Origin of the sequence: Streptomyces sp. NPDC018000 (assembly GCF_044328025.1) — a bacterium.
Classification (GTDB): Bacteria; Actinomycetota; Actinomycetes; order Streptomycetales; family Streptomycetaceae; genus Streptomyces.
This window is the reverse complement of sequence record NZ_JBIRGM010000023.1, coordinates 50,254-73,004: the sequence shown is the minus strand read 5'-3', so window position 1 is coordinate 73,004 and position 22,751 is coordinate 50,254. Positions and strand designations below refer to the sequence as shown.

Here is a 22,751-nt window from a genome sequence, read left to right as displayed (position 1 = left end):
GGCTAGCGCGTCGGGGGTTTCCAGTGCCCGGCGTATCACCAGCTCGTGGATCGCGCCGACCGGGAGCTCTTCGCCGCTACCCGCCCATGACTCCAACAACTCCCGCTCGGTGTCGCCGAGCAGGACGACGTTCCCGAACGGGCTGTCCGGCTCGGAGACCATCGACTCCAGCACCCGCACGTAGTAATCCCGCATCAACACCACCTGGTCCTCGACCAGAACACCGAGGTGGTAGTCGAGACTCAGGAGCAGCCGTGTGGAGTACGGATTGCGAATCACGCCGACACTCAACGGGAAGTTGGTCGGCTCGGCGCGCAACGTGCTGAAGCTGTCGATCTTCCCGTCCTCGATCGTCAGGCGACCCTCACCGAACTCGTCGGTGAGCACGTGGAAGTGGTTGTAGACGAAGCTGGTCTCGAACAGGGCCTCGCCGCCCATGCGACGCTGCAATGCCCCCAGCGGGAATCGACGGTGCGGCAGCATGTCCTGCTCGGCCTCGAACACCGCGCGTACGAGGTCCAGCCAACTGCCCTCCGGCAGTTCCAGCCGGAACGGGACGGTGTTGAGGAAGAGGCCCCGCACCTCGGTCGCCCCGGCCTCCTCCAGCCGTCCGTTGGACGAAAGCCCGGCCAGCACGTCCGTGCTTCCGGTGACCAGGCTCATGACCCGCAGATGCGCTGCCAGCATCACGGACTTCAGCGGCACCCCGCAGCGCTTGGCCAGCGCCAGCAGTTCGTCGCACAGCTCCGCCGGCAGCAGCGTCTCGATCGATCCGTGCTTCTCCGCCGTGTGCAGCACCCGCCACTCGTTCTCGCGCTCGGGCGGGGCCAGCCGGGCTTCGTGCCGGTCCGGCCAGCGCGGGAGTCGGCCCGTGGGCCGGTCCGTGAGCCGCTCCAGCCAGAACTCCTCGCTCTCCTCGGAACGCAGCACCTCCCGTTCTGCCGCGATGAAGTCGCGGTACACGGACTCGGGAGGGCCCAGGGCGACGACCGTGCCTGCACCGCTCGCGAGCCGGTGGTAGAGGCCGGTGATCTCGGCGAGCGTGGAGTGGAGGCTCCAGCCGTCGAAAATGGCGTGGTGCTCGGTCACTGTCCACTGGAACGCATCGTCGGAGAGCCAGTGGATGCCGAACCGCAGCAACGGCGGCCGGGAGTGGTCGAACATGTGGGAGCGTTCGGATGTCACGTATGCGGCGATCGCCGCCTGTTGTGCCTCGTCGTCGAGTGCGCGCAGGTCGGACACCACGCACGGCATCTGAGCCGTGGCATGCACCAGCTGGAGCGGCTCGTTGTAACCGCTCAGCTCCAGGGACGTGCGGAGTATCGGGTGGCGTTCCACGACCAGGCGGAGCGCCTCCTTGAAGCTGTGCTCGTCGAACCGGCCGTTGATGCGCATGCTGTCCACGTTGTGGTACGGCAGCCGTTCACGGTCCAACTCCATCTCGTAGATCATGCCGACCTGGAGTTCCGCCATCGGATAGGCGTCCACGAGACCCTGTGGCAGCCGCGCCCTGTCCTCGGCGCTCACCATGGAGAACGGCTCACGGTCGCGTTGTGGGGCTTCGGATGCCGAGTGGGTGGAGGCGGCCTCGGCCAGCCCCACCAGGGTGGGCGTGCGGAAGAGATCCTGCAGCTCGAAGCCGACCCCCTGGCTACGAGCCAGTCCCAGTACCTGGATGCTGCGGATGGAGTCGCCGCCGAGGTCGAAGAAGTTGTCGTGCCGGCCGACCCGGTCGACGCCGAGAACGTTGCTCCAGATCGCCGCGAGCAGCTCCTCGGTGCCGGGCAGCGGTGCGATGAACTCGGATGTGAGGTCCGGGCGTTCATGCGTCGGGGCAGGAAGCTCCCGGTGGTTGAGCTTTCCCTGCGGAGTGAGCGGGAGGGCGTCGAGGAAGACGAAGTTCCTCGGGATCATGTAGTCGGGGAGGTGTCCGGCGAGGGCGTCGCGGAGTTCGGTGGTAGTGGGCCGGTCGGCTTCCGGCTCCGGTACGAGGTAGGCGACGAGGTCCGAGTGGTCGCCGAGATCGTCCCGGACGACTACGACGGCCTGCCGGATCTCGGGCTGCCGGCCCAGTCGGGCCTCGATCTCCGGCAGTTCGATGCGGTAGCCGCGTACCTTCACCTGAGCATCGGCCCGGCCCAGGTACTCCAGGTCTCCGGAGGGTGTCCAGCGGGCAAGGTCTCCGCTTCGGTAGAGCCGGGCCCCAGGCGTACGGCCGAGATGGTCCGGGACGAAACGCTGTGCGGTGAGCGCCGGTTGGCCGGTGTAGCAACGTGTCACGCCGGGCCCGCCGACGTAGAGCTCCCCGATGACACTGATCGGACTCGGATCGCCCGACGGATCCAGGACGTAGAGACGGAGATCGGGCAGCGCCCTGCCGATCCGGCTGAACGCACCGTCGAGCTGACCCTCGTCCACCTCCGTGTATGTCACATGCACGGTGGTTTCGGTGATGCCGTACAGGTTGATGAGAAGCGGTGAGGCGTAACCGTGACGGGTACCCCAACGGCGCACCGACGCCCGGTTCAGAGCCTCGCCCGCGAACAGCACTGCCCGCAGGGCCAGTTCTCCGCACTCCATCGCATCGACGGTCTCGAACTGGCGGAAGGCCGAGGGGGTTTGGCTGAGCATCGTTACGGATCGGTCGCGTACGAGTGCGTAGAACGCTTCCGAGTCCCTGCTGGTCAGATACGGCACCACGACGAGGCGCCCGCCGGTGGTGAGGGCGCCCCACATCTCCATGACCGACACGTCGAAGGCGTAGCTGTGGAAGAGGGTCCAGGTGTCGTCGGGGCCGAATGGGAGGCGTTGTTGGGCGGCGTTGAAGAGGCGGGTCACGTTGGCGTGGGTGACGGTGGTGCCTTTGGGGCGTCCGGTGGATCCGGAGGTGAAGATGATGTAGCAGGCGTGGTGGGGGTTGAGGTGTTGGGGGAGGTGGGCGAGGGTGTGGGAGAGGTCGCGTGGAGTGGTGGCGGTGTGGAGGGTGTCGATGTTCAGGGTGTGCCAGGGGCCGTGGGGGATGGTGTCGTGGGTGGGTTGGTGGGTCAGGACGAGGGTGGCGTCGACTTCGGTGAGCATGTGGTGCATGCGGTCGGTGGGGAAGGCGGTGTCGAGGGGGACGTAGACGCCGTGGGCCATGAGGACGGCGAGGGTGGTGATGACGGTGTCGAGGGATCGCTCGACGCAGATCCCGACGCAGACCTCGGGTCCCACGCCCTGTTCGACCAGTAGTGCGGCGATGTCGGCGGCCCGGCCCACGAGTTGTGCGTAGGTGAGGGTGTCGTCGTCGCAGACCACGGCTAGCGCGTCGGGGGTTTCCAGTGCCCGGCGTATCACCAGCTCGTGGATCGCGCCGACCGGGAGCTCTTCGCCGCTACCCGCCCACGACTCCACCAACTCCCGCTCGACGGGCGCCATGAGCGGCAGTCGGCTCACCGGGAGGTCGGGCGTGGCGAGGATCTGACCGAGCAGGATCTGCCAGTGGTCCACCAGGGTACGGATGGTGTCGGCGTCGAACAGGTCCGTCGCGTATTCGACCTGGAGACGGAGCCCGTCCGGGCGCCGGTAAACCGACCAGGTGAGGTCGAACTTCGCGGTCCCCGTGGCCACCATGGAGCGCTCGACGCTCAGCCCCTCACCGAAGGGCTCCAGCGGTTCCTCCTCGTGGAAGGCAAAAAGGGTCTGCGCAATCGGGTTGTGACTGAGCGACCGTTCGGGGTGCAGGTGCTTCACGGCGAGATCGAACGGGGCCCTGCTGCGGGAGAGCGCGCTCAGGAGCGACGCGCGGGAGCGCGCCACGAGCTCCCGGAAGCCGGGGTCGTCCCCGAGATCCACCCGGAGGACGAGCGTGTCGACGAAGAAGCCGACCAGATCGTTGAGCTTGGCGTTGTCCCGGCCCGCCACCGGCGAACCGACGACGATGTCGCTGCTACCGGAGTGGCGCGCGGCGAGCACCTGGAAGGCGGCGAGCATCACCGTGTACAGGCTGACGTTCTCCTCGGCGGCGAACGCCTCCAGCGCCTTCGAAGACACTCCGGTGAGCGGGAAGTCCGCCGTCTCGCCCCGGTAACTCATCTCCGCCGGACGGGGGCGGTCCGTGCCGAGGTCCAGCACGGCCGGAGCGTCGGCCAGCGCGTCCGTCCAGGCCCTCAGTGCCTTCTCCGTACGAGGGCCGCGCAGCGTCTCACGCTGCCACAGTGCGTAGTCGGCGTACTGGACCGGCAGTGGTTCGGCCGACCCGTCGCCGACACGATATGCCTCGTTCAGCCCGCGCTGGAACACATCGAGTGACCACCCGTCGCAGGCGATGTGATGGAAGGTCAGCTGCAACCAGTGCTCGTCCTCGGACAGCCGGTACAGCGCAGCACGCAGCATCGGATCGCGGGCCAGGTCGAACGGCCTGCGGGCATCCGTCTCGACGGCCTCCCGTGCGCTGCGGACGCGGTCGGCGGGTGCGAGGCCGGTGATGTCGACGAGCGGGCAGTCCGTCTCACGGGTGTCCAGCAACCGCTGGCGCGGCTCCCCGTTCCCATCCGCCTCGAAGACGGTGTAGAGGGCGTCATGACCGGCCGCGGTCATAGCGACGGCGGCCGTCAGGCGGGCGGCGTCCAAGGGGCCGGTGAAACGGAGAACGACCGGAATGTTGTAGACGGCGTTGTCCCCGAGCCAGCGGTCGAGGAACCAGAGCCGCTGCTGGCCGAAAGAGAGCGGACCGCGCTCATCCGGTCTGGCGCGGAGCCGGCCGGCCGAGGACGGTTCTTTTCCTCCTCCGGTACGAGTGTCTTCTCCCGCGTTCCCGTCGGTCGTGGGGATGCCGTCCATGATGACGCCCTTCTCACCGGTCCACTAAAGGTCCAATAAAAATGAAACGCGGCCGCGGTTTCTTGAAGAGCACACAGAGCAGTGCGTACCTGCATCGCCGAAGAGAATCTGTGAACACTGCGAAGAACTGCGGGGTAATTGCATGGGACATGGAGGAGCGGTGTCACATTAGAGAGGCGCATCACGACTGGTCAACCCCCCGTGATCGGCGCCTGAGCTGCGGTTTTTAACGATCGGAAGGGTTTTGAATCACATCCTTAGCGTAAATTTAGGGAAGCAATAGAGCTAAAAAGGCCCGCGTCTGCCTTGTACATGAACGGAAGATTGAACCGCGTCCGTGCATCGCGTTCTTGCGCAGCCCGTCGAGGCTCGCGGGGGAGTTGTGCGGGACTCGCCGCAAGGGCTGTCAGCCGTGATGGGATGTGCGCCCATATCGGGCCGACGAAAGGGGACCGATGCCCACGGCCGGACCGCCGTGCTGCCACTGAGGGCAGGATCACTTCGGGGCCAGCACGGTCGAACTGCTCTCCAGGCGACAGGAAATGGTCCACAGGCCGATTTCGGCCGCCTGTCGGCCCGCCGCCTCAACCTGGGCGCGCTCTTGCTGATACCAGGCGAACGGGTCCGCCAGCAGACGGTCGATCAGGCTCCGCGGCATCGCATGGCAGCGGATGGGCTCATCCGGTACGGGCGGGTCCCCGTACCCGCTGCGGCGTTGCGCTTCTCCGGTGAGATACGCCAAGGTGTCGAGAAAGCGTCGCAACGCCGCCCGCTGATCCTCCGGCGACTCCTCCGCCGCCAGACGCTCCAGGGCGAAGGCGCGTACGAAGGCGGGGAAGTGGTATCGGACGGCTCTGGATGACTGGTCCACCACTGCGTCGAGCAGGTAGGACTCGGTGAGCTCGTCCAGCAGGTCCTGGGCGCGGCGCGGTTCGCATTCGAGGAGGGGCGCGCCGACCCAGGGGGCGAAGTCGGGTATCTCCAACTGGGCGAGGCGGCGCAGAGCCTGCTGGGCCTCCGGGCTGAGCGCCCCGTAAGCGGGGGTCATGCACGTGCGGACCGCCTGCTCCAGGTGACGCAGTTCGTCCGGGTTGCGGGCCGCGTCGCCGCATCGGTCCACCGCCTCGGCCTGGGCGACCGCGTCCGCCACGGCCCGGTGCGGCCGGGCGGCCAGGCGTGCGGCGGCCACGCGCAGCACGAGCGGCAGATCGTCGCAGGCACGGCAGAGCTCCTCGACGGCCAGCGGTTCGGCGGCGACCCGCCGTCGACCGATGATCTTCATCAGCATTTCCACGGAACTTTCCCGCCGGAACCGGGAGAGCTCTATGCGGGTGTCCGCGGGCAGCCCGGTGAAGCGCCGCCACGAGGTGATCAGAACCCGCGACCCGGACGATCCGGGGAGCAGCGGAGCGACCTGGCACTCGGAGGCCGCGCCGTCCAGCACGACAAGGACCCGGCGCTCCGCCAGCAGGTCGCGGTACATCTCGGCGCGCTCCTCGATACTCCTCGGGACGGCTTCGTCGGTCACTCCGAGCGCGCGCAGGAAGCGCCGGAGCACCTCGGCGGCGCTCGTCGGGAGGCCTGGGCCGCCGGACAGTTTCGCGAAGAGCTGCCCGTCGGGGTAGTCCGGAGCGAGCCGATGGGCGACATGTACGGCCAAGGTCGTCTTGCCGGAGCCACCGCGTCCGGTGATCACGGTGACGGGGACGACGGTTCGGGGTGCGTCGGTGCGGGTGGGGGCGGCCAGAATGCGCTGGATCGCTCGCGTGCGACCGGTGAAGTCGGCGATATCGGCGGGCAGCAGACGCGGAACCTTGTGCACCGGAACTGCCGGAACTGCTGGAACCGCCGAAAGCGCTGGGCCGCTGCCGGGTCCGTCCGGCTCGGCAGTGGGCGCCGTCATCTGGATGAAGGGCTGGACCCGGGGCGGCGTGCCCCACTCCTCTTCCCCCGCCAGGATCATGCGGTGCAGTCGCTGCAGTTCCGCGCCGGGCTCGATGCCGAGCCTCTGGACGAGGGCCACCCGCGCCTGGCGATAGGCGTCCAGGGCCTCGGCCTGCCGTCCCGCGCGGTGGAGCGCGGTCATCAGAAGCACCCGCAGGCGTTCCCGGAGGGGGTGGGCGGCGACCAGAGCGCCGAGTTCACTCACGGCGCGGTGGTGATTACCGAGCCATAGTTCGAGTTCAAGGCATTGTTCCTGCACGGCGAGGCGGCGCTCGTCGAGGCGGACGGCGTTCGCGCGTACCGGCTTGCTGCTGATGTCGGTCAGGGCGTGGCCCTGCCACAGCCCCAACGCGGCCCGTAACTCCTTTACCGCCTGCTGGGGTTGATGGGCAGCAGCGGCTCTGCCACCTGCGGCGACCCGTTCCTCGAAGGTGTGGAGGTCGAGTTGCCCCTCAGTCATCCGTAAGAGATAACCGGGCGAGCGGGTCACGATGGGGCCGGGCTGAGGCCCCGCAGGGAGCATGCGCCGCAGCGCGCAGATGCCGATCTGTACCTGGGTGCGGCTCGTCGCCGGCGGCTTCCGTTCCCATATGGCCTCCACCAGGCGGTCATTGGAGACGACGCGTCCCGATTCGAGGAGCAGCATCGCCAGAACCGTGCGCTGCCGCTGCCCGCTGACATCTATGTGTCTGCCGTCGTCCACGACTTCGAGCGGCCCCAGAATCTTGAACTGCATGGGCCCCCTTCGTGGCAGTGACGGCTCGTAGAGGGCGATGGCGGTGGGCCTGACGCACGAGCCCGCCGACCTCCACCGTGCCTGGCGTGTTCGAATACTGGTGCAGGTTGTACGAAAAGCGGATACAGGGTGTGCATTCGAATGATTGCATGATCGAAAGGAGCGAGTCAACGACTCGCTGTCCTGGCTGCTTCCGTCAACTTCTTTTCTTTTCAACCGGGTTATGAGGTGCTGCTGTACGTAGGTTTCGAAAAAAGAACGTCTGAAATTCCACGTTTGAAGTGTGACGGCCCCGGTTTTCTCCGGCCGGATTCTTCGGGAGTGCTCTCGCCGTCGAGCGACGATATGTCCGGGATGTCAGCCGAAGTCTCCGACTCCGGGACGGCCGCTCCGTAAGTCGTTGGGAACTGCCTCGGCGCGGCGGCGGAACGCGCGGCGGGCCCCGTCTGCCGCCGTCCCGCACGCCATCGGGGGAGTGGGACGAGTCGAAACAGGTGAGAGAACTCGTCTCACGGTGTCCGCGAAGGACTCGGTCAGGTGCCGACGTAGGCCGAGAGGTGCTCACCGGTGAGGGTGGAGCGGGCGGCGACGAGGTCGACGGGCGTGCCCTCGAAGACGATCCGGCCGCCGTCGTGGCCGGCGCCGGGGCCGAGGTCGATGATCCAGTCGGCGTGCGCCATGACCGCCTGGTGGTGCTCGATGACGATGACCGACTTGCCGGAGTCGACGAGCCGGTCGAGCAGGCCGAGCAACTGCTCGACGTCGGCGAGGTGGAGGCCGGTGGTCGGCTCGTCGAGGATGTAGATGCCGCCCTTCTCGGCCATGTGGGTGGCGAGCTTGAGCCGCTGCCGCTCGCCGCCGGACAGTGTGGTGAGTGGCTGGCCGAGGCTGAGGTAGCCGAGCCCGACATCGGCGAGCCGGCCGAGGATGCGATGCGCGGCCGGCGTACGCGCTTCGCCGGCGCCGAAGAACTCCTTGGCCTCGGTCACGGACATGGCCAGCACCTCGCTGATGTCACGGCCGCCGAGGTGGTGGTCAAGGACCGATGCCTCGAACCGCTTCCCCTCGCACTCCTCGCAGGTGGTGGCGGCGCCGGCCATCATCGCCAGGTCGGTGTAGATGACGCCGACGCCGTTGCAGTTGGGGCAGGCGCCCTCGGAGTTGGCGCTGAACAGCGCCGGCTTCACGCCGTTGGCCTTCGCGAACGCCTTGCGGATCGGGTCGAGCAATCCGGTGTAAGTCGCCGGGTTGCTCCGCCTGGAGCCGCGGATCGCACCCTGGTCGACCGACACCACACCCGCGCCGGCGGGGATCGATCCGTGCACGAGCGAGCTCTTGCCGGAGCCGGCGACGCCGGTGACGACGGCGAGCACCCCGAGCGGGATGTCGACGTCGACGTCGCGCAAGTTGTTCGCCGTCGCGCCGCGGATCTCCAGCGTGCCGGTGGGCGTCCGCACCGTCTGCTTGAGCGCGGCCCGGTCGTCGAAATGGCGGCCGGTGATGGTGCCGCCGGCCCGCAGCCCCTCGACGGTGCCCTCGAAGCAGACGGTGCCGCCCGCCGTACCGGCGCCGGGACCGAGGTCGACGACGTGGTCGGCGATCGCGATCGTCTCCGGCTTGTGCTCCACGACGAGCACCGTGTTGCCCTTGTCCCGCAGCCGCAACAGCAGGTCGTTCATCCGCTGGATGTCATGGGGATGCAGGCCGATGGTGGGTTCATCGAAGACGTAGGTGGTGTCGGTGAGCGAGGAACCGAGGTGGCGGACCATCTTGACGCGCTGTGCTTCGCCGCCCGACAGTGTGCCCGACGGACGGTCGAGCGAAAGGTAGCCCAGTCCGATCTCCACGAAGGAGTCGAGAGTGTGATGCAGCGCGTCGAGCAGCGGCGCAACCATGGGGTATCCCCTGCTCGAAGAGGTTGGGGAAGGCTCGTCGAGGCCGCGGACCCATTCGGCCAGGTCGCTGATCTGCATCGCGCACGCATCGGCGATGTTGATCCCGCCGATCCGCGACGACCGGGCCGCTTCGCTCAGACGGGTGCCGTCGCACTCGGGGCAGGCGGTGAAGGTGACCGCCCGGTCCACGAACGCCCGGATGTGCGGCTGCAGCGCCTCCCGGTCCTTGGAGAGGAACGACTTCTGGATCTTGGGGATCAGCCCCTCGTAGGTGAGGTTGACGCCCTCGACCTTCACCTTGGTCGGCTCCCGGTGGAGGAAGTCGTGCATCTCCTTCTTGGTGAACTTGCGGATCGGCTTGTTCGGGTCTATGAGGCCCGACTCGGCGTAGACCCGCACGGTCCAGAAGCTGTCGGACTTCCAGCCGGGGATGGTGAACGCGCCCTCGGCGATCGACTTGGAATCGTCGAAGAGCTGGGTGAGGTCGATGTCGGAGACCTTGCCCCGGCCCTCGCAGCGCGTGCACATGCCGCCGGTGCGGGTAAAGGTCTTTTTCACGGCCTTGGTCCTGTCGGGCCCGCGGTCGACCGTGAACGCACCACTCGCCCGGACCGAGGCGACGTTGAAGGAGAACGCGTTGGGCGGGCCGATGTGCGGCTCCCCGAGTCGGCTGAAGAGGATGCGCAGCATCGCGTTGGCGTCGGTGGCGGTGCCGACCGTGGAGCGGGGGTCGGCGCCTATCCGCTGCTGGTCGACGATGATCGCGGTCGTCAGTCCTTCGAGGACGTCGACCTCGGGCCGTGCCGGCGTCGGCATGAAGCCCTGCACGAAGGCGCTGTAGGTTTCGTTGATCAGCCGCTGCGACTCCCCGGCGATCGTGTTGAACACCAGCGAGCTCTTGCCCGAGCCGGAGACACCGGTGAACACCGTCAGCCGGCGCTTCGGGATCTCGATGCTGACGTCCTTGAGGTTGTTCTCGCGCGCGCCGTGCACGCGGATCAAGTCGTGACTGTCGGCAACGTGCGGCCCAGGCGACTGCGTCTTCGTCCTCGTGGTCATGCTCATCGTGTCTCCATCTGTTGGGCGGAGCCGCCTTCGCGGTCTCCGTGGGCGTCGCCTGGCTCGATCCGACCAGCTTCGAGCGTAACGTCCGGGTCTCATTCGTCGGCGATTACGGGACAGCCCTTGGCTGTGACTTCGTGGCGCGCGCTTCTCGATTCCTGACCGGTTCCTGCTCCGCTCGGCCCCCGGCCGCTCGTGGAGCGAGGACGCCACCCTGGGCGCAATGCGAACGGGATGCGATCGAGAGAAGGTGGAGGTGTGGCTATATCACTGAATCCCCCAGGGGAGACACCACCTGCCGAGGGCTCCACCAGTGAAGCCCACCAGGAACGCGCGGACGGAGGCATATGGGAACACCCTGCCGTATGGGCAGGACTCATACTGCTGGGATCGGTTGTTTTTGCCGCATTCTTCATAGCGCGGATCTTCGGATACGGATGACCAGCCGTACCCAGCGGTGGCCGGTGACGAGATCCAGGGGCACGGCCCGCGTCCACACTCACATTGCGGTCAGGTCAGCCTGGCGAGATCGTGGTTGAGCTCTACGACGTTGACGTGTTCCTGACCCAGGAATCCCAGAACACGTCCCTGGACGTGCTGGGCGACCAGGGCCCTGACCTTGGCGAGGGCGAGGCGGCGGGCTTTCGCGACGCGCTGGGCCTGTTCGTAGGCGTACGCCGGGGAGATCGCCGGGTCGAGCCCGGAGCCGCTGGCGGTCACGGCATCCGCGGGAACGGACGAGGGCGGGACCCCGTCGAAGGCGGCGACGGCGGCGCGGCGGTCGTTGACAGCCTTGATCAGATCGGTGTTGTTCGGACCCAGGTTGGAGGCGCCGGAGTTCACGGGGTCATAGCCGCCCACGGACGGGCGGGGCTGGAACCACTTGGGGTCGGGGCGCAGTGGCTCCTGCGCATCGTTGGGATTCTTCTTCGGGAGGGCGAAGTTCTGGCCGATCAGGCCGGAGGCCACCGGCGTGCCGTTCGTCGTCAGCATGGAGCCGTTGGCGCGGTGGGAGAGGAAGGCCTGGGCGATGCCGGTGACGAGCAGTGGATAGGCGATGCCGGTGATCAAGGTGCACGCCAGCAGCATCCGCAGAGCCACCAGGTGGTGCTGAAGTACGTGGGGAACGATGGTGCGCACGGTGCGGGATCACTTTCTTGTCTCGTCCGGCCGTCTGTCAGCGCAGGCCGGGGATGAACTGGATGCAGAGGTCCAGCAGTTTGATGCCCACGAATGGCAGTACCAGCCCGCCGAGCCCGTACATCCAGATGTTGCGGCTGAGCAGTTGCGCGGCGGCGGACGGCCGGTAGCGCACGCCGCGCAGCGCGAGCGGGATCAACGCGATGATGATCAGCGCGTTGAAGACGATCGCGGAGGCAATCGCCGAGGTCGGGCTGTGCAGGCGCATGATGTTCAGCTTGTCCAGGCCGGGATAGACGCTCGCGAACATTGCGGGGATGATCGCGAAGTACTTCGCGACATCGTTGGCGATGGAGAACGTCGTCAGCGCGCCACGGGTGATCAGGAGCTGTTTGCCGATCTCGACGATCTCGATCAGCTTGGTCGGGTTGGAGTCCAGGTCCACCATGTTCCCGGCCTCCTTCGCGGCCGAGGTACCGGTGTTCATGGCCACACCGACATCCGCCTGCGCCAGCGCGGGGGCGTCGTTCGTACCGTCCCCCGTCATCGCGACGAGCTTGCCGCCCTCCTGTTCACGCCGGATGAGAGCCATCTTGTCCTCGGGCGTGGCCTCCGCGAGGAAATCGTCCACCCCGGCCTCCTGCGCGATGGCGCGCGCGGTCAGCGGGTTGTCCCCGGTGATCATGACCGTACGGATGCCCATCCGACGCAGTTCATCGAACCGCTCCCGCATGCCCTCCTTGACGACGTCCTTGAGGTGGATGACTCCAAGGACGCGCGCGGTCCGCGTACCGCCGTGCCGGGACAACTCGCCGACGACCAGCGGGGTGCCACCGCTTGCCGAGATGCCGTCGACGATGCCGCCGACCTGTGCCGTGGGATGGCCACCGTTGTCACGGACCCAGCGCATCACTGCCGTCGCCGCGCCCTTGCGCAGAGAGCGGTTCTCCTGGGAATTGTTGAGGTCGACGCCGCTCATCCGGCTCTGAGCGGTGAAGGGCACGAACCGCGCCTTGGCCAGTTCTCCTTCACCACGGCCACGAAGAGCGTACTGCTGCTTGGCCAGGACGACGATCGAGCGGCCCTCGGGCGTCTCGTCGGCGATCGACGACAGTTGGGCGGCGTCCGCGAGTTCCTCGACGTCCACCCCGTCCACCGGCAGGAACTCGGCGGCCTGGCGGTTGCCGAGGGTGATGGTGCCCGTCTTGTCGAGCAGGAGCGTGTTGACGTCACCCGCGGCCTCCACCGCGCGACCGGACATCGCCAGCACGTTGCGCTGCACGAGCCGGTCCATGCCCGCGATGCCGATTGCTGACAGCAAGGCGCCGATCGTCGTCGGGATCAAGGCCACGACGAGAGCGGCGAGAACGACGATGGTCTGCTCGGCCCCCGCGAAGATGGCGAAGGGCTGCAGGGTCGCCACCGCGATCAGGAAAATGATCGTGAGGGATGCCAGCAGGATGTTGAGCGCGATCTCGTTCGGTGTCTTCTGCCGCGCGGCCCCCTCCACGAGTGCGATCATCCGGTCGATGAAGGTCTCGCCCGGCTTTGAGGTGATTTTCACGACGATCCGGTCCGAGAGCACTTTCGTGCCGCCCGTGACCGCCGACCGGTCGCCACCCGACTCTCGGATCACCGGAGCCGACTCGCCCGTGACAGCGGATTCGTCGACGCTGGCGATGCCCTCGACCACATCGCCGTCGCCGGGGATGATCTGTCCGGCCTCGACGACGACGTGATCGCCCAGGCGGAGGTCGACACCCGGCACTTCCTCCTCTGCGGCGTCGGTCGCGCCCGGTCGCCAGCGGGTGAGACGGCGGGCTGTGGCCATTGTCTTGGCGCGGCGCAGAGTTTCCGCCTGGGCCTTGCCGCGTCCCTCGGCCACGGCTTCGGCGAGATTGGCGAAGACGGACGTCAGCCAGAGCCACGCCGTGATCAGCCAGGCGAAGACGCTGGGCGTCCTGATGGCCGACAGCGTGGTCAAGGCCGCGCCGACCTCCACCACGAACATGACCGGGTTGTGGACCATCACGCGCGGATCCAGCTTGCGCAGGGCATCGGGGAAGGACGTCAGGAGCTGCTTGGGGTCGAGCAGTCCACCCGAGACCCGGTGTTGCTGACGCCCGGTGCCGGGTGGGGTGGGAACGGGAGCGGCGGTCGTCGACATCAGTGCAGGCCTTCCGCAAGTGGTCCCAGCGCCAGCGCCGGGAAGTACGTCAGACCGACAACGATGAGGATCACGCCGGTCAACATTCCGACGAACTGCGGCCGGTGAGTGGGCAGGGTGCCCGCAGTGACCGGAACGGGCTGCTGCGCGGCAAGCGAGCCGGCGAGTGCCAGGACGAACACCATCGGCAGGAACCGGCTGAAAAGCATGACCACGCCGAGCGCGGTGTTGTACCAGACGGTGTTCACGCTCAGCCCGGCGAACGCCGAGCCGTTGTTGTTCGCAGCCGACGTGAAGGCGTACAGGACTTCGGAGAAGCCGTGCGGCCCGGAATTGAGCATCGCGGCCCTCTCGCCCGGGAATGCCATCGCCAGCCCGCCACCGACCAGGACGAGCGCGGGTGTGGTCAGGATGTAGAGGGAGGCGAACTTCATCTCCCTGCCGCGGAGCTTCTTGCCCAGGTATTCGGGCGTACGGCCGACCATCAGCCCGGCGACGAAGACCGCGACGATCGCCAGGATCAGGATCCCGTAGAGCCCGGAGCCGGTGCCGCCGGGTGCGATCTCCCCCAGCATCATGTTGAAGATCGTCATTCCGCCGCCGCCCGGCGTGTACGAGTCGTGGAAGGAGTTGACCGCTCCGCACGACGTGAGGGTGGTGGACACGGCGAACAGGGCCGAGGCCCAGATCCCGAACCGCGTCTCCTTGCCCTCCATCATTCCGCCCGCCGTGTGACCGGCGGTGCTGCTGACGCTGTGCAGTTCGTTGGCGGTAACGATGGCAACCGATGCGCCCCAGATCAACGCCATCACGGCGACGATGGCATAGCCCTGACGGTTGTCGCCGACCATCGTCCCGAAGGTCCGCGGCAGCGAGAACGAGATGACCAGCATCAGGTAGATCTCGATCAGGTTGGTGAAGGCGTTGGGGTTCTCGAAGGGGTGTGCGGAGTTCGCGTTGTAGAAACCACCACCGTTGGTGCCCAGTTCCTTGATGGCCTCCTGGGAGGCGACCGGGCCCCCGGTCAGGCGCTGATGCCCGCCCGCGATGGTGGTGATGTCGTGGATCCCGTGGAAATTCTGAACGGCACCGGCGGCCACCAGAACGATCGCGAAGACAAACGCAAGGGGAAGCAGAATGCGTAGCACGATCCGCGTCAGGTCCACCCAGAAGTTCCCGACGCGCTCGGTCTTCACCCTGGTGAAGCCGCGGATCAGCGCGGCGACAACGGCAATGCCCACGGCTGCGGAGACGAAGTTCTGCACGGCGAGGCCTGCCATCTGGACCAGATGGCCCATGGCCGACTCACCGGAATACGACTGCCAGTTGGTGTTGGTGACGAAGGACGCCGCAGTGTTGAACGACTGGTCCGGGCTGATCGGCTCCATCCCCAAGGACAACAGCAGATGGTTCTGCAGGCGCAGGAACGCGTACAGGAACAGTAGTGACACCGTGGCGAAGGCCAGGATGCTGCGCAGGTAGATCGACCACTTCTGATCGGCGTCACCGTTCACTCCGGCCGCCCTGTAGATCAGGCGTTCGACCCGCCAATGGCGATCGGTGGTCAGGACGCGGGCCATGTAGCCGCCGAGCGGGCGAAACGAGAGACCCAGCGCGACCACCAGGGCAAGCACCTGGAGCCAGCCCGCGAGGGTGTCATTCATCCGGAATCTCTCCTAGAACTTCTCGGGGAAGATCAGGCAGATGACCAGGTAGATCATGAGGCACGCGGCCACGATCAGGCCGACGATGTTCTCCAGGCTCACAGGCGTCCGACCCCCTTGGCCGTCAGGCCGATAAGGGCGAAGACCACAACCGTGAGCCCGATGAACGCGGTATCCGACATGCGTGGGGCACCTCGCAGAGGCATCAGGGGCGGGACTGTTCGCCCCGGCTGGAATATGGTGCGATGATTCATTTCTGACGCTACATCAGCTGACTTCGGGAGCGCGCTGACGTTCCGTGGGCCGAGCGGGTGACGGCGGCCCGCAGGGACTCACCCGGCGCTGCCGGATGTCGCGCTGCCGCCGGGCGCAGCGCTCGGAAGAGTGAGCGTCACCGAGAAAGCGGCCCCGGCCTCCTCGGTGGTGGTCTCCAGGGCCCCGTCCATGGCCTCGGCCAGGTCGCGCGACAGCCGCAGAGCCAGACTGTCGACCCTTGTCCCCGGCGCTCGGGAGATGGTTGTGCTCGATTCCGGGCCCCGCTCGGGCATCCCGTCCTCCACCCGGATCTCGAGGTGGTCACCCCGGAGCTCGGCGTTGAATACGGGCGGCCGGTCCGGCGGGCTGTGACGCAGTGCGTCGGCCCCGAGGGCGGTCAGGACGCGGGTGAGGAGGGCGGCGTCGGCAATCACGTCGGGCAGCTGCTCCGGCAGACGCAGAACGATGGAGTGGCCGCCGGGTCCAAGGTCGTCCAAGGCGGCGCCCAGCACCTCGTTGAGGTCGACCGGACGAAGGTAGAGATCGAGTGCCCCGGCGTGCAGGCGGCTCAGATCACCGAGATCGGTGACCAGCTGCTCCGCGCGGTGCACGGCCGTGCAGGCGGCATCCAGCAACTGAGCCTCTTCCGGAGCCGGCCTCCTGGCACGTCCCCTCCGCAAACGCAGGAGCGCCTTTTCGGCGGTGTGCAGCGGAGCACGCAGATCGCGGCCTGCCGCGAGAAGCAGGGACGCCCGGGTGCGTTCGGCTTCGGCGAGGGCGTCCTTACCGCCGGAACGCCCGGCGATCCGCCCCCGGACATGGGCCAGCCCCAACTCGGCAGCACACGCTGCAAGAACGCGCTGGTCCTCCGTACTCAGTCCTGCGCCGCGAGCGGCCAGCGTGAGATCGTCGTCGACCGGGCTCTCCACATCCGCCTCGTAGGGCCTTTCCGGCGGCCGTTCCCCTGCGCTGGCGACCACGTACCAGTGGGGCGCCGGAGATGCTTCCGCGTTCCTTTCGAGCAGGCTGACAGCGGCCAGGCCGAAGTACTCCCGGATCTGCTCCATGAGTGCCGGCAGATCCTGGCCACGCATCATGGCGGCGGCCAGGCGGCTCAACGCCCTCGCCTCCGATGTCGCGCGCACGGCCTCGTGCGTCCGCTGAGCTGCCGTGCCCGCGGCAGTGCCGACGAGGACGGCCGTGGCGATGAAGACCACAAACGCGGTGATCTCGTCGGGGCGCTCCATGGCCAGTGAGTGCACCGGCGCCGCGACGTAGTAGTCGGCGAGCAGCGCCGCGGCGAAGGCGGCGAAGAGAGCGGGGAGGAGACCGCCGATCAGGGCGACCACGACGACGGCGAGCAGATAGATCACCAAGTCGCTGGAGAAGCCGAGGTGGCCTCGCAGCGCGGTCAGCAGGAGCGTCAGTACGGGCAGTAGCACCACAGCACCGCCCAACGCGGCCCAGTACCGCCTCGGGCCCATGCCACGGCTCGGATGCGGAAGCCTCGGCACAGCGATGCCGGCTGCCTGCTCATGCGTGACGATGTGCACGTCGATGGGGCCGGATCCCTTGATGGTCCGCTCTCCCACACCTGCTCTCAGGAAGGAGGCGAGCCGGCCGTGGCGACTCGCGCCCAGCACGATCTGAGTGACGTTTTCCGCCTCGGCGAACTGGAGCAGGGCAGCGACAACATCGTCGCCCGTGGTCTGGTGGTAATTGCCGCCGAGCGACTCCAAGAGGGTGCGCTGTGTGTCCAGTGCCGCCGGGTCGAGGCCGACGAGTCCGTCCTCCGGGACTACATGGAGGGCCAGCAACTCGGTGCCGGGCGTGCGAGCACTCATCCGCGCGGCGCGTCGGATGAGGGTCTCGCCCTCCGGGCCACCGCTCAGGGACACCAGGATCCGCTCACGGGTCTCCCAGGGTGCGGAGATGCCGTGTTCGGCCCGGTAGCGCTGCAGCCCCTCCTCCACCCGATCGGCGAGCCACAGCAGGGCGAGTTCGCGCAGTGCGGTGAGGTTGCCGACCCGGAAGTAGTGGGTGAGGGCGGATTCGATGCGGTCCGGTGGGTAGACGTCGCCGTGCACCATGCGGCGGCGCAGCACCTCGGGCGGGAGGTCGACCAGCTCGATCTGGCCGGCGCGACGCGCCACCTCGTCGGGCAGGGTCTCACGCTGCCTGACCCCGGTGATCTGGCGGACCACGTCGTTCAGGGACTCCAGGTGCTGGACGTTGAGCGTGGTGACGACGTCGATACCGGCGTCCAGGAGGTCCTCGACATCCTGCCAGCGCTTGGCGTTGCGGGACCCCGGAATGTTGGAGTGGGCCAACTCGTCGACCAGCGCGACCTGAGGACGGCGGGCCCGCACCGCGTCGAGATCCATCTCGGTGAAGGCCGCACCGCGGTGGGTCAGGGTGCGCCGGGGAATCGTCTCCAGACCGTCGGCCATGGCTGCGGTCGGTCGACGCCCATGCGGCTCGACGAAGCCCACGACGACATCCGCGCCCAGCGAACGCAGCCGCTGTCCTTCCGTGAGCATGGCGTACGTCTTCCCGACCCCGGGGGCGGCCCCGAGGTAGATCCGCAACCGTCCACGTGCCACCGCCGGACTCCTGCCAGGTCACCCCCCATGTCGTGCTCGCGCCCTTCCATACTGCGCCCCTCCGTGCCGCTCCAATCGACGACACCGTGGCCCAGGGCCCGCAAGGGCACCCTCGCGGCCCATCGTCGGGTCCTCCGGTCGATGCACCAGCGTCTGGCCGGCGTCCTGCGGATCGGCCCCCGCCGCGACCTGGGCCAAGAACCGCACACCAAGGCGACAATGACCCCGCGCGCCAGGCCGCAGCCGCGACTGACGCGGCCTCCCACCTGCGGCAACGGTTGCCCGCCCGCAGTCAAGAAGGACGCGCCGTCGCTGCTCCGAGACACCGCATGGGCCCAGCTCGGCGCACCCGGCCCCGAGGGGCGTCCCGACGCACCCGGTCAGCCGGTCTCACCAGGTTTCTGCCACGTCAGCCTTACGGTGAAATTGCCCTCGGCCGCCGTCTTGGCGATGACCGCACCGGCTTCGGCGTTGATCTTCACCCCGAGTTCGACCTCGACCGTGTCCGGCGGGCTGGAAAGCGTGGTCAGCCTGTCCAGCAGCGACTCGGCCGCAGCACGGACCTGGTCGAAGCTGTTGGCCAGCGTCCGCGCAGCCGTCCCCGCGATCTCGCCCGGACGAGCGGCCCTCACGATGCCGGACGTCTGCGCCCCGACCTCCACCAGCACCTGCCCATCGTGGCCCTCCCCGTCCAGCGGCACCCAGATGAGCTGTGTTCCCTCGGCCATGCGTTCCCCCTCATTGTGGTTACGAGCACAACGCCCCCCGATACGCCCCGGGCGGCAACTTTCCCTCTGCGGCGGGCGGGAGCGTCTCATCGCCCAGAATTCGGCACAAGTGCCTCATCTGTTCCTTGGGCCGCATCCCCGCCGCAGGTTGTGACGGCGACGCCGAAGCACCAGGTGTGTCCACCGGCTGCGGGAGCCTGCTCCATGCGTCGGCGCCCTCGTCGGGTCCGACGAGGGCGATCAGCCCGGGATCGAAGAGCAACGCGGGCGACTCGCCGTCCTTTGCGCCCAGCAGGTCCACCTTCTGCCACGAGCCCCCGATCCGGGGCACCGGATCGCCGACGGGCCGGGCCGCCCAGGGAGCCAGGCTGTACGTGCGTACGGGTCCACCTGCGGCGGCCACGGCGACACCGTCCGGCACTTCCTCGGTCTGAAGCCGCTCCCGGCTCACGCGTTTCCCGCTCGGCAACTCGTGGACAGTCACAGTCGTGGTCACCTTCAAGCCGTCCGTTCGTCCTTCGACGATTGCCAAGCGGGTGAGATCCGGGCTTACGTCCGTTGCCGTGACGCCGGACGCGTTTGTCCACGTGAACACGGACTGCTGCTTCGGCGCCGCCTTGCCGAGATCCCAGAGCTTCACGGCGCCGTGCGTCGTAGCGTCGTTCGGCTTGTAGTCCTGGCTCAGCGTGACGAGGCTCTTGCCGTCCGAGTGCACCCATATGCCGGTGACGGACTCTCTGGGGCCCGGCAAAATCTTTTGGATCCGGCCGTCGGTCAGGTCCCATATGACAAAGCGGCCCCCTTTGCCGTAGAAGCCCGTCTGGCCGATCAGTAGTTTGTTCCCGGGCGCGAAGGCGAACCGCACATACTGAGTCGGCATTCGAAAGCCCTGTATGTCCGAGAAGTCGGCCAGCTTCAGCTCAGGGGGAAGGCCATCGTCGTCGAATTCCGGGAATGCGTCCCCTTCCTGAGGGCGCTCGAGTTCTATGACCTTCCGGGTTGTTGTGTCGTACACAAGGGCCGGTTTCCCTCGTACATCCGGTGCTTGGCCTGCGGCCAAGGACAAGGGCTGGGCCATGGCCACCAGGGAGCCGTCCTGACTGACCGCCGTGATGTCGGCGTTCCTGCCGGTGGGCAGGCGGGTCACCCCCGAGCCGTCGCTGCGCCAGACCACTACTTCGCCGTCGGCGGCTGTTGACACGATGACCCGCCCCGCGGTGTCGGTGGCGGACGGTGCCGGCGGACTGCCGGTCAAGTCGGTCAGAAGCGAAGCCGTGGACATGTATCTGGGGACGACCAGGTCGGCGAAGCCGTAGCGCCCGTACATATCGCCGACCAGCGCCCTCGTCTCCGCTGTGTCCTGGGTGCGGTAGGCGCGCAGTGCCAGGAGCAGCGCCGTGTAGGAACCCCCGCTGGTGGTGCTCTCCTGGGCGTCGCGTGACTGCTGGGCCAGCACACGGGAAGCCTGGCCGGCCGCATCTTCGTGAGTGTTTTTCCGGTACATCCAGAAGAACAGGCCCGCGAGGAGAGCGACCGACGTCACCATCGCCGTGAGAGCGAGCAGCCGACGGCGTGCCCACCGGGCGGCGGCTTCGATGAACGCCTTCTCCGCCGGGCTCAGTTCATGTTCCCGCCTGCTTCGCCACGTACGTGCCTCACGCAGCTCCGCGCTGCTCAGTTCTGCTCGGCTCAGGAGACCGGGTCTGCCACGTTTACGGGACTCCCACCGTACGATCCGCCGCCGGACGCTCTCCTGCCAGCTGCGGAACTCGTGGTCGGCCTCGACGAACTCCCGGAGCCGGCGCCACTGCGTCAGCAACGTCTCGTGCGCAAGCTCGACCGTCTCCTCCGGCGGTCCGCCGCCCGGGCGGAATTCCTCGCCGGGCACCACCAGACGCGTACTCATCAGTCGCTGGGCGATCCGCCACTGGTCGGGCGGCAGCTCCGAGCGGGCCACTGTGCGGCGGGTGGGCGCACGCCCGTCGGCCGGGTGCACCAGCTGAACAAGCAGCGCCCTCGCCCCGCTGTGCTCCTCCTCCGTGAGGCCGCTGGTCCACACCTGCTCGGCGTGATTGACCAGTGCGTCGTTGACACGCCCCAGCGCCTCGTACGCGGCGTGGTTGATGACCCCGCGCTGCTGGCGTTCCCACAGTTTCGTCAGGGTGAACTCCAACAGTGGAAGCCGTCCGGGATCGGTCCCGAGATCGCTCAGGATCCGGTCGACCAGGCCGGGTTCGTACACCACCCCTGAGGTCTCCAGCGGACGCACCACTGCGGCGCGCAGTTCACTGTCCGACATCGCGCCGACCGTGAACAGACGGTCTCCGCCGAGCAGCGGGACCAGCATCGGGTGGTTCAGGGCGGAGGTGAGGAAGTCTGCACGCAAGCTGATCAGAACCCGCAGGCGGGAGTCGGTCTGCAAGGAATATGCCAGCGCGCCCGCGAGCGGATCGAGGTCTGCCTGTCCGAAGTCGAGGAGCGCCTCTTCGAACTGGTCGGCGATTACGAGTAGCCGCTGTTTCCCCTGCCGCGCCAGCACCCGGTCGACGATCGCCGGCATCTGTCCCTGCCGCAGCAACTCGGTCAGCCCGGGAAGCTCGGCGAGACGAGCGGTCTCGGTCAGATCGGCTTCCAACAGGGGGAGCAGCGCGAGCGCCAGCGCGGTCAGCGGTGTTCTGCCCAGCTGCCCGGGCCGGAAGCTCACCACCTCGAGATCGGGCGCGCGCTCCCGCAGCCGCGGCAGTACCCCCGCGTACAGCAGCGAGGATTTTCCGCTCCCCGACGGGCCGACCAGGCTGGTCACCGGAGCGTGTCCGAGCAGGTCGACGATTTGGCGGGCCGGTTCGTCCCGGCCGTGGAACAGCCGGGCATCCCGCTCCTGGAAGGATTCCAGGGACCGGAACGGGCATGCCGTCAGGGACGCGTCAGCCAGCGAGGACCAGCTTTCGCGGAGCTTCTCCGTCGGGATCAGATACGCGGTCCGGACGCTCGGTCCGCTGTCGACGGCCACGACCATGCCGACCACGCCGCCCTCGTCGACGTCCCAGACCGGTGCGCCGGAGAAGCCGCGCTCCACGCGATGCTGGCTGGCCGGATCGGTGTCGTACTGGAGCCATCCGGTGCCCTGCCGGCCACGCAGCCAGCCGACGCTCCACGTACCGTCGGCGTACCCGTCCGGGAAGCCGAACGTACGGACACGACGATCGGCACCGGCGACGTTCTCCACCAGGCGCGCGACCCGCGCTTTGGGCGGGGCGTCGGTGAGCAGCCGCAGTACGGCGATGTCTCCGCTTCCGTCGGCACCGACCGGCGTCCAGGACTCGATCCGCGCCTCCACCCGCAGACTTGGTTCGGTCAGCGGGAAATCCACCCATAGTTGTCCGGTGGGTCGATCGGTCACATCACGGCGCAGGCCGAGCGCCATGGCCACCACATGCGCACAGGTGACCACCTCGTTCCGCCGGGTGAGAAATCCGGCCCCAGCCGGCTGCCCCCCGACGTCCATGATTCGCGCCACAGCGGCGTCGCTCGGCGCGGCGCTGTCCAATTCCATGAGGTCCCCCGCAAGCCACGTTGCTCCTCCTCGGCATCAACAAGGTACACAATCAAAGGAGTTGGAAGACCAATGGCGACCGTTGAGGCTCCGCCAGACGTCGGACGCGAGCGCGTTCTGTGACACTGCCGGAGGCCAGCGGGCCGTGCAACCACCGCCGCCCCCCGAACCCACCGACAGCAC

General features: G+C 67.8%; 11 protein-coding genes. 1 reads left to right on the top strand and 10 read right to left on the bottom strand.

From position 1 onward, the window contains the following. From ACH4EW_RS28615 to ACH4EW_RS28605, 3 genes are all read right to left on the bottom strand, one after another. The coding region (locus ACH4EW_RS28615) for an amino acid adenylation domain-containing protein (protein ID WP_398261781.1) at positions 1-4,821 on the bottom strand (4,821 nt) is incomplete at its 3' end. Positions 4,822-5,317: 496 nt separating this feature from the next. After that, a complete protein-coding gene (locus ACH4EW_RS28610; protein WP_398261779.1) occupies positions 5,318-7,501 on the bottom strand; it encodes a BTAD domain-containing putative transcriptional regulator in 2,184 nt (727 codons plus the stop codon). Between the two features lie 533 nt (positions 7,502-8,034). After that, complete coding sequence (locus ACH4EW_RS28605) at positions 8,035-10,461, bottom strand: ATP-binding cassette domain-containing protein (RefSeq protein WP_398261777.1); 2,427 nt, start codon at positions 10,459-10,461, stop codon at positions 8,035-8,037. 255 nt (positions 10,462-10,716) lie between these two features. Between ACH4EW_RS28605 and ACH4EW_RS28600 the strand changes: the two genes are divergently transcribed. Next, a complete protein-coding gene (locus ACH4EW_RS28600) occupies positions 10,717-10,899 on the top strand; it encodes a DUF6480 family protein (protein ID WP_398261775.1) in 183 nt (60 codons plus the stop codon). A 69-nt stretch (positions 10,900-10,968) separates the two neighbouring features. On the opposite strand, the gene kdpC is transcribed toward ACH4EW_RS28600, so the two are convergent. From kdpC to ACH4EW_RS28565, 7 genes are all read right to left on the bottom strand, one after another. After that, a complete protein-coding gene (gene kdpC, locus ACH4EW_RS28595) occupies positions 10,969-11,598 on the bottom strand; it encodes a potassium-transporting ATPase subunit KdpC (RefSeq protein ID WP_398261773.1) in 630 nt (209 codons plus the stop codon). Between the two features lie 37 nt (positions 11,599-11,635). Continuing rightward, positions 11,636-13,765, bottom strand: a complete 2,130-nt coding sequence (gene kdpB, locus ACH4EW_RS28590; RefSeq protein ID WP_398261771.1) for a potassium-transporting ATPase subunit KdpB — start codon at positions 13,763-13,765, stop codon at positions 11,636-11,638. Next, positions 13,765-15,429, bottom strand: a complete 1,665-nt coding sequence (kdpA, locus tag ACH4EW_RS28585; protein WP_398261769.1) for a potassium-transporting ATPase subunit KdpA — start codon at positions 15,427-15,429, stop codon at positions 13,765-13,767. The genes kdpB and kdpA overlap by 1 nt, the downstream gene beginning before the upstream one ends. 12 nt (positions 15,430-15,441) lie before the next feature. Next, positions 15,442-15,531, bottom strand: coding sequence for a K(+)-transporting ATPase subunit F (kdpF, locus tag ACH4EW_RS28580; RefSeq protein ID WP_398261767.1), 90 nt, complete (start codon positions 15,529-15,531; stop codon positions 15,442-15,444). Between the two features lie 230 nt (positions 15,532-15,761). Beyond that, positions 15,762-18,287 carry a DUF4118 domain-containing protein gene (locus ACH4EW_RS28575; protein ID WP_398261765.1) on the bottom strand — a complete coding sequence of 842 codons (2,526 nt, stop codon included), beginning with the start codon at positions 18,285-18,287 and terminating at the stop codon, positions 15,762-15,764. 380 nt (positions 18,288-18,667) lie between these two features. After that, complete coding sequence (locus ACH4EW_RS28570) at positions 18,668-19,015, bottom strand: CU044_2847 family protein (RefSeq protein WP_398261763.1); 348 nt, start codon at positions 19,013-19,015, stop codon at positions 18,668-18,670. Between the two features lie 19 nt (positions 19,016-19,034). Then, positions 19,035-22,568, bottom strand: a complete 3,534-nt coding sequence (locus tag ACH4EW_RS28565; RefSeq protein WP_398261760.1) for a trypsin-like peptidase domain-containing protein — start codon at positions 22,566-22,568, stop codon at positions 19,035-19,037. Between the last annotated feature and the right edge of the window lie 183 nt (positions 22,569-22,751).

What these genes read in the sequence shown, in the direction of transcription:
- ACH4EW_RS28610 (WP_398261779.1), bottom strand. Translation starts at nt 7,501, where the DNA reads ATGCAGTTCAAGATTCTGGGGCCGCTCGAAGTCGTGGACGACGGCAGA.
- kdpB (WP_398261771.1), bottom strand. Translation starts at nt 13,765, where the DNA reads ATGTCGACGACCGCCGCTCCCGTTCCCACCCCACCCGGCACCGGGCGT.
- ACH4EW_RS28565 (WP_398261760.1), bottom strand. Translation starts at nt 22,568, where the DNA reads ATGGAATTGGACAGCGCCGCGCCGAGCGACGCCGCTGTGGCGCGAATC.
- ACH4EW_RS28605 (WP_398261777.1), bottom strand. Translation starts at nt 10,461, where the DNA reads ATGAGCATGACCACGAGGACGAAGACGCAGTCGCCTGGGCCGCACGTT.
- kdpA (WP_398261769.1), bottom strand. Translation starts at nt 15,429, where the DNA reads ATGAATGACACCCTCGCGGGCTGGCTCCAGGTGCTTGCCCTGGTGGTC.
- ACH4EW_RS28570 (WP_398261763.1), bottom strand. Translation starts at nt 19,015, where the DNA reads ATGGCCGAGGGAACACAGCTCATCTGGGTGCCGCTGGACGGGGAGGGC.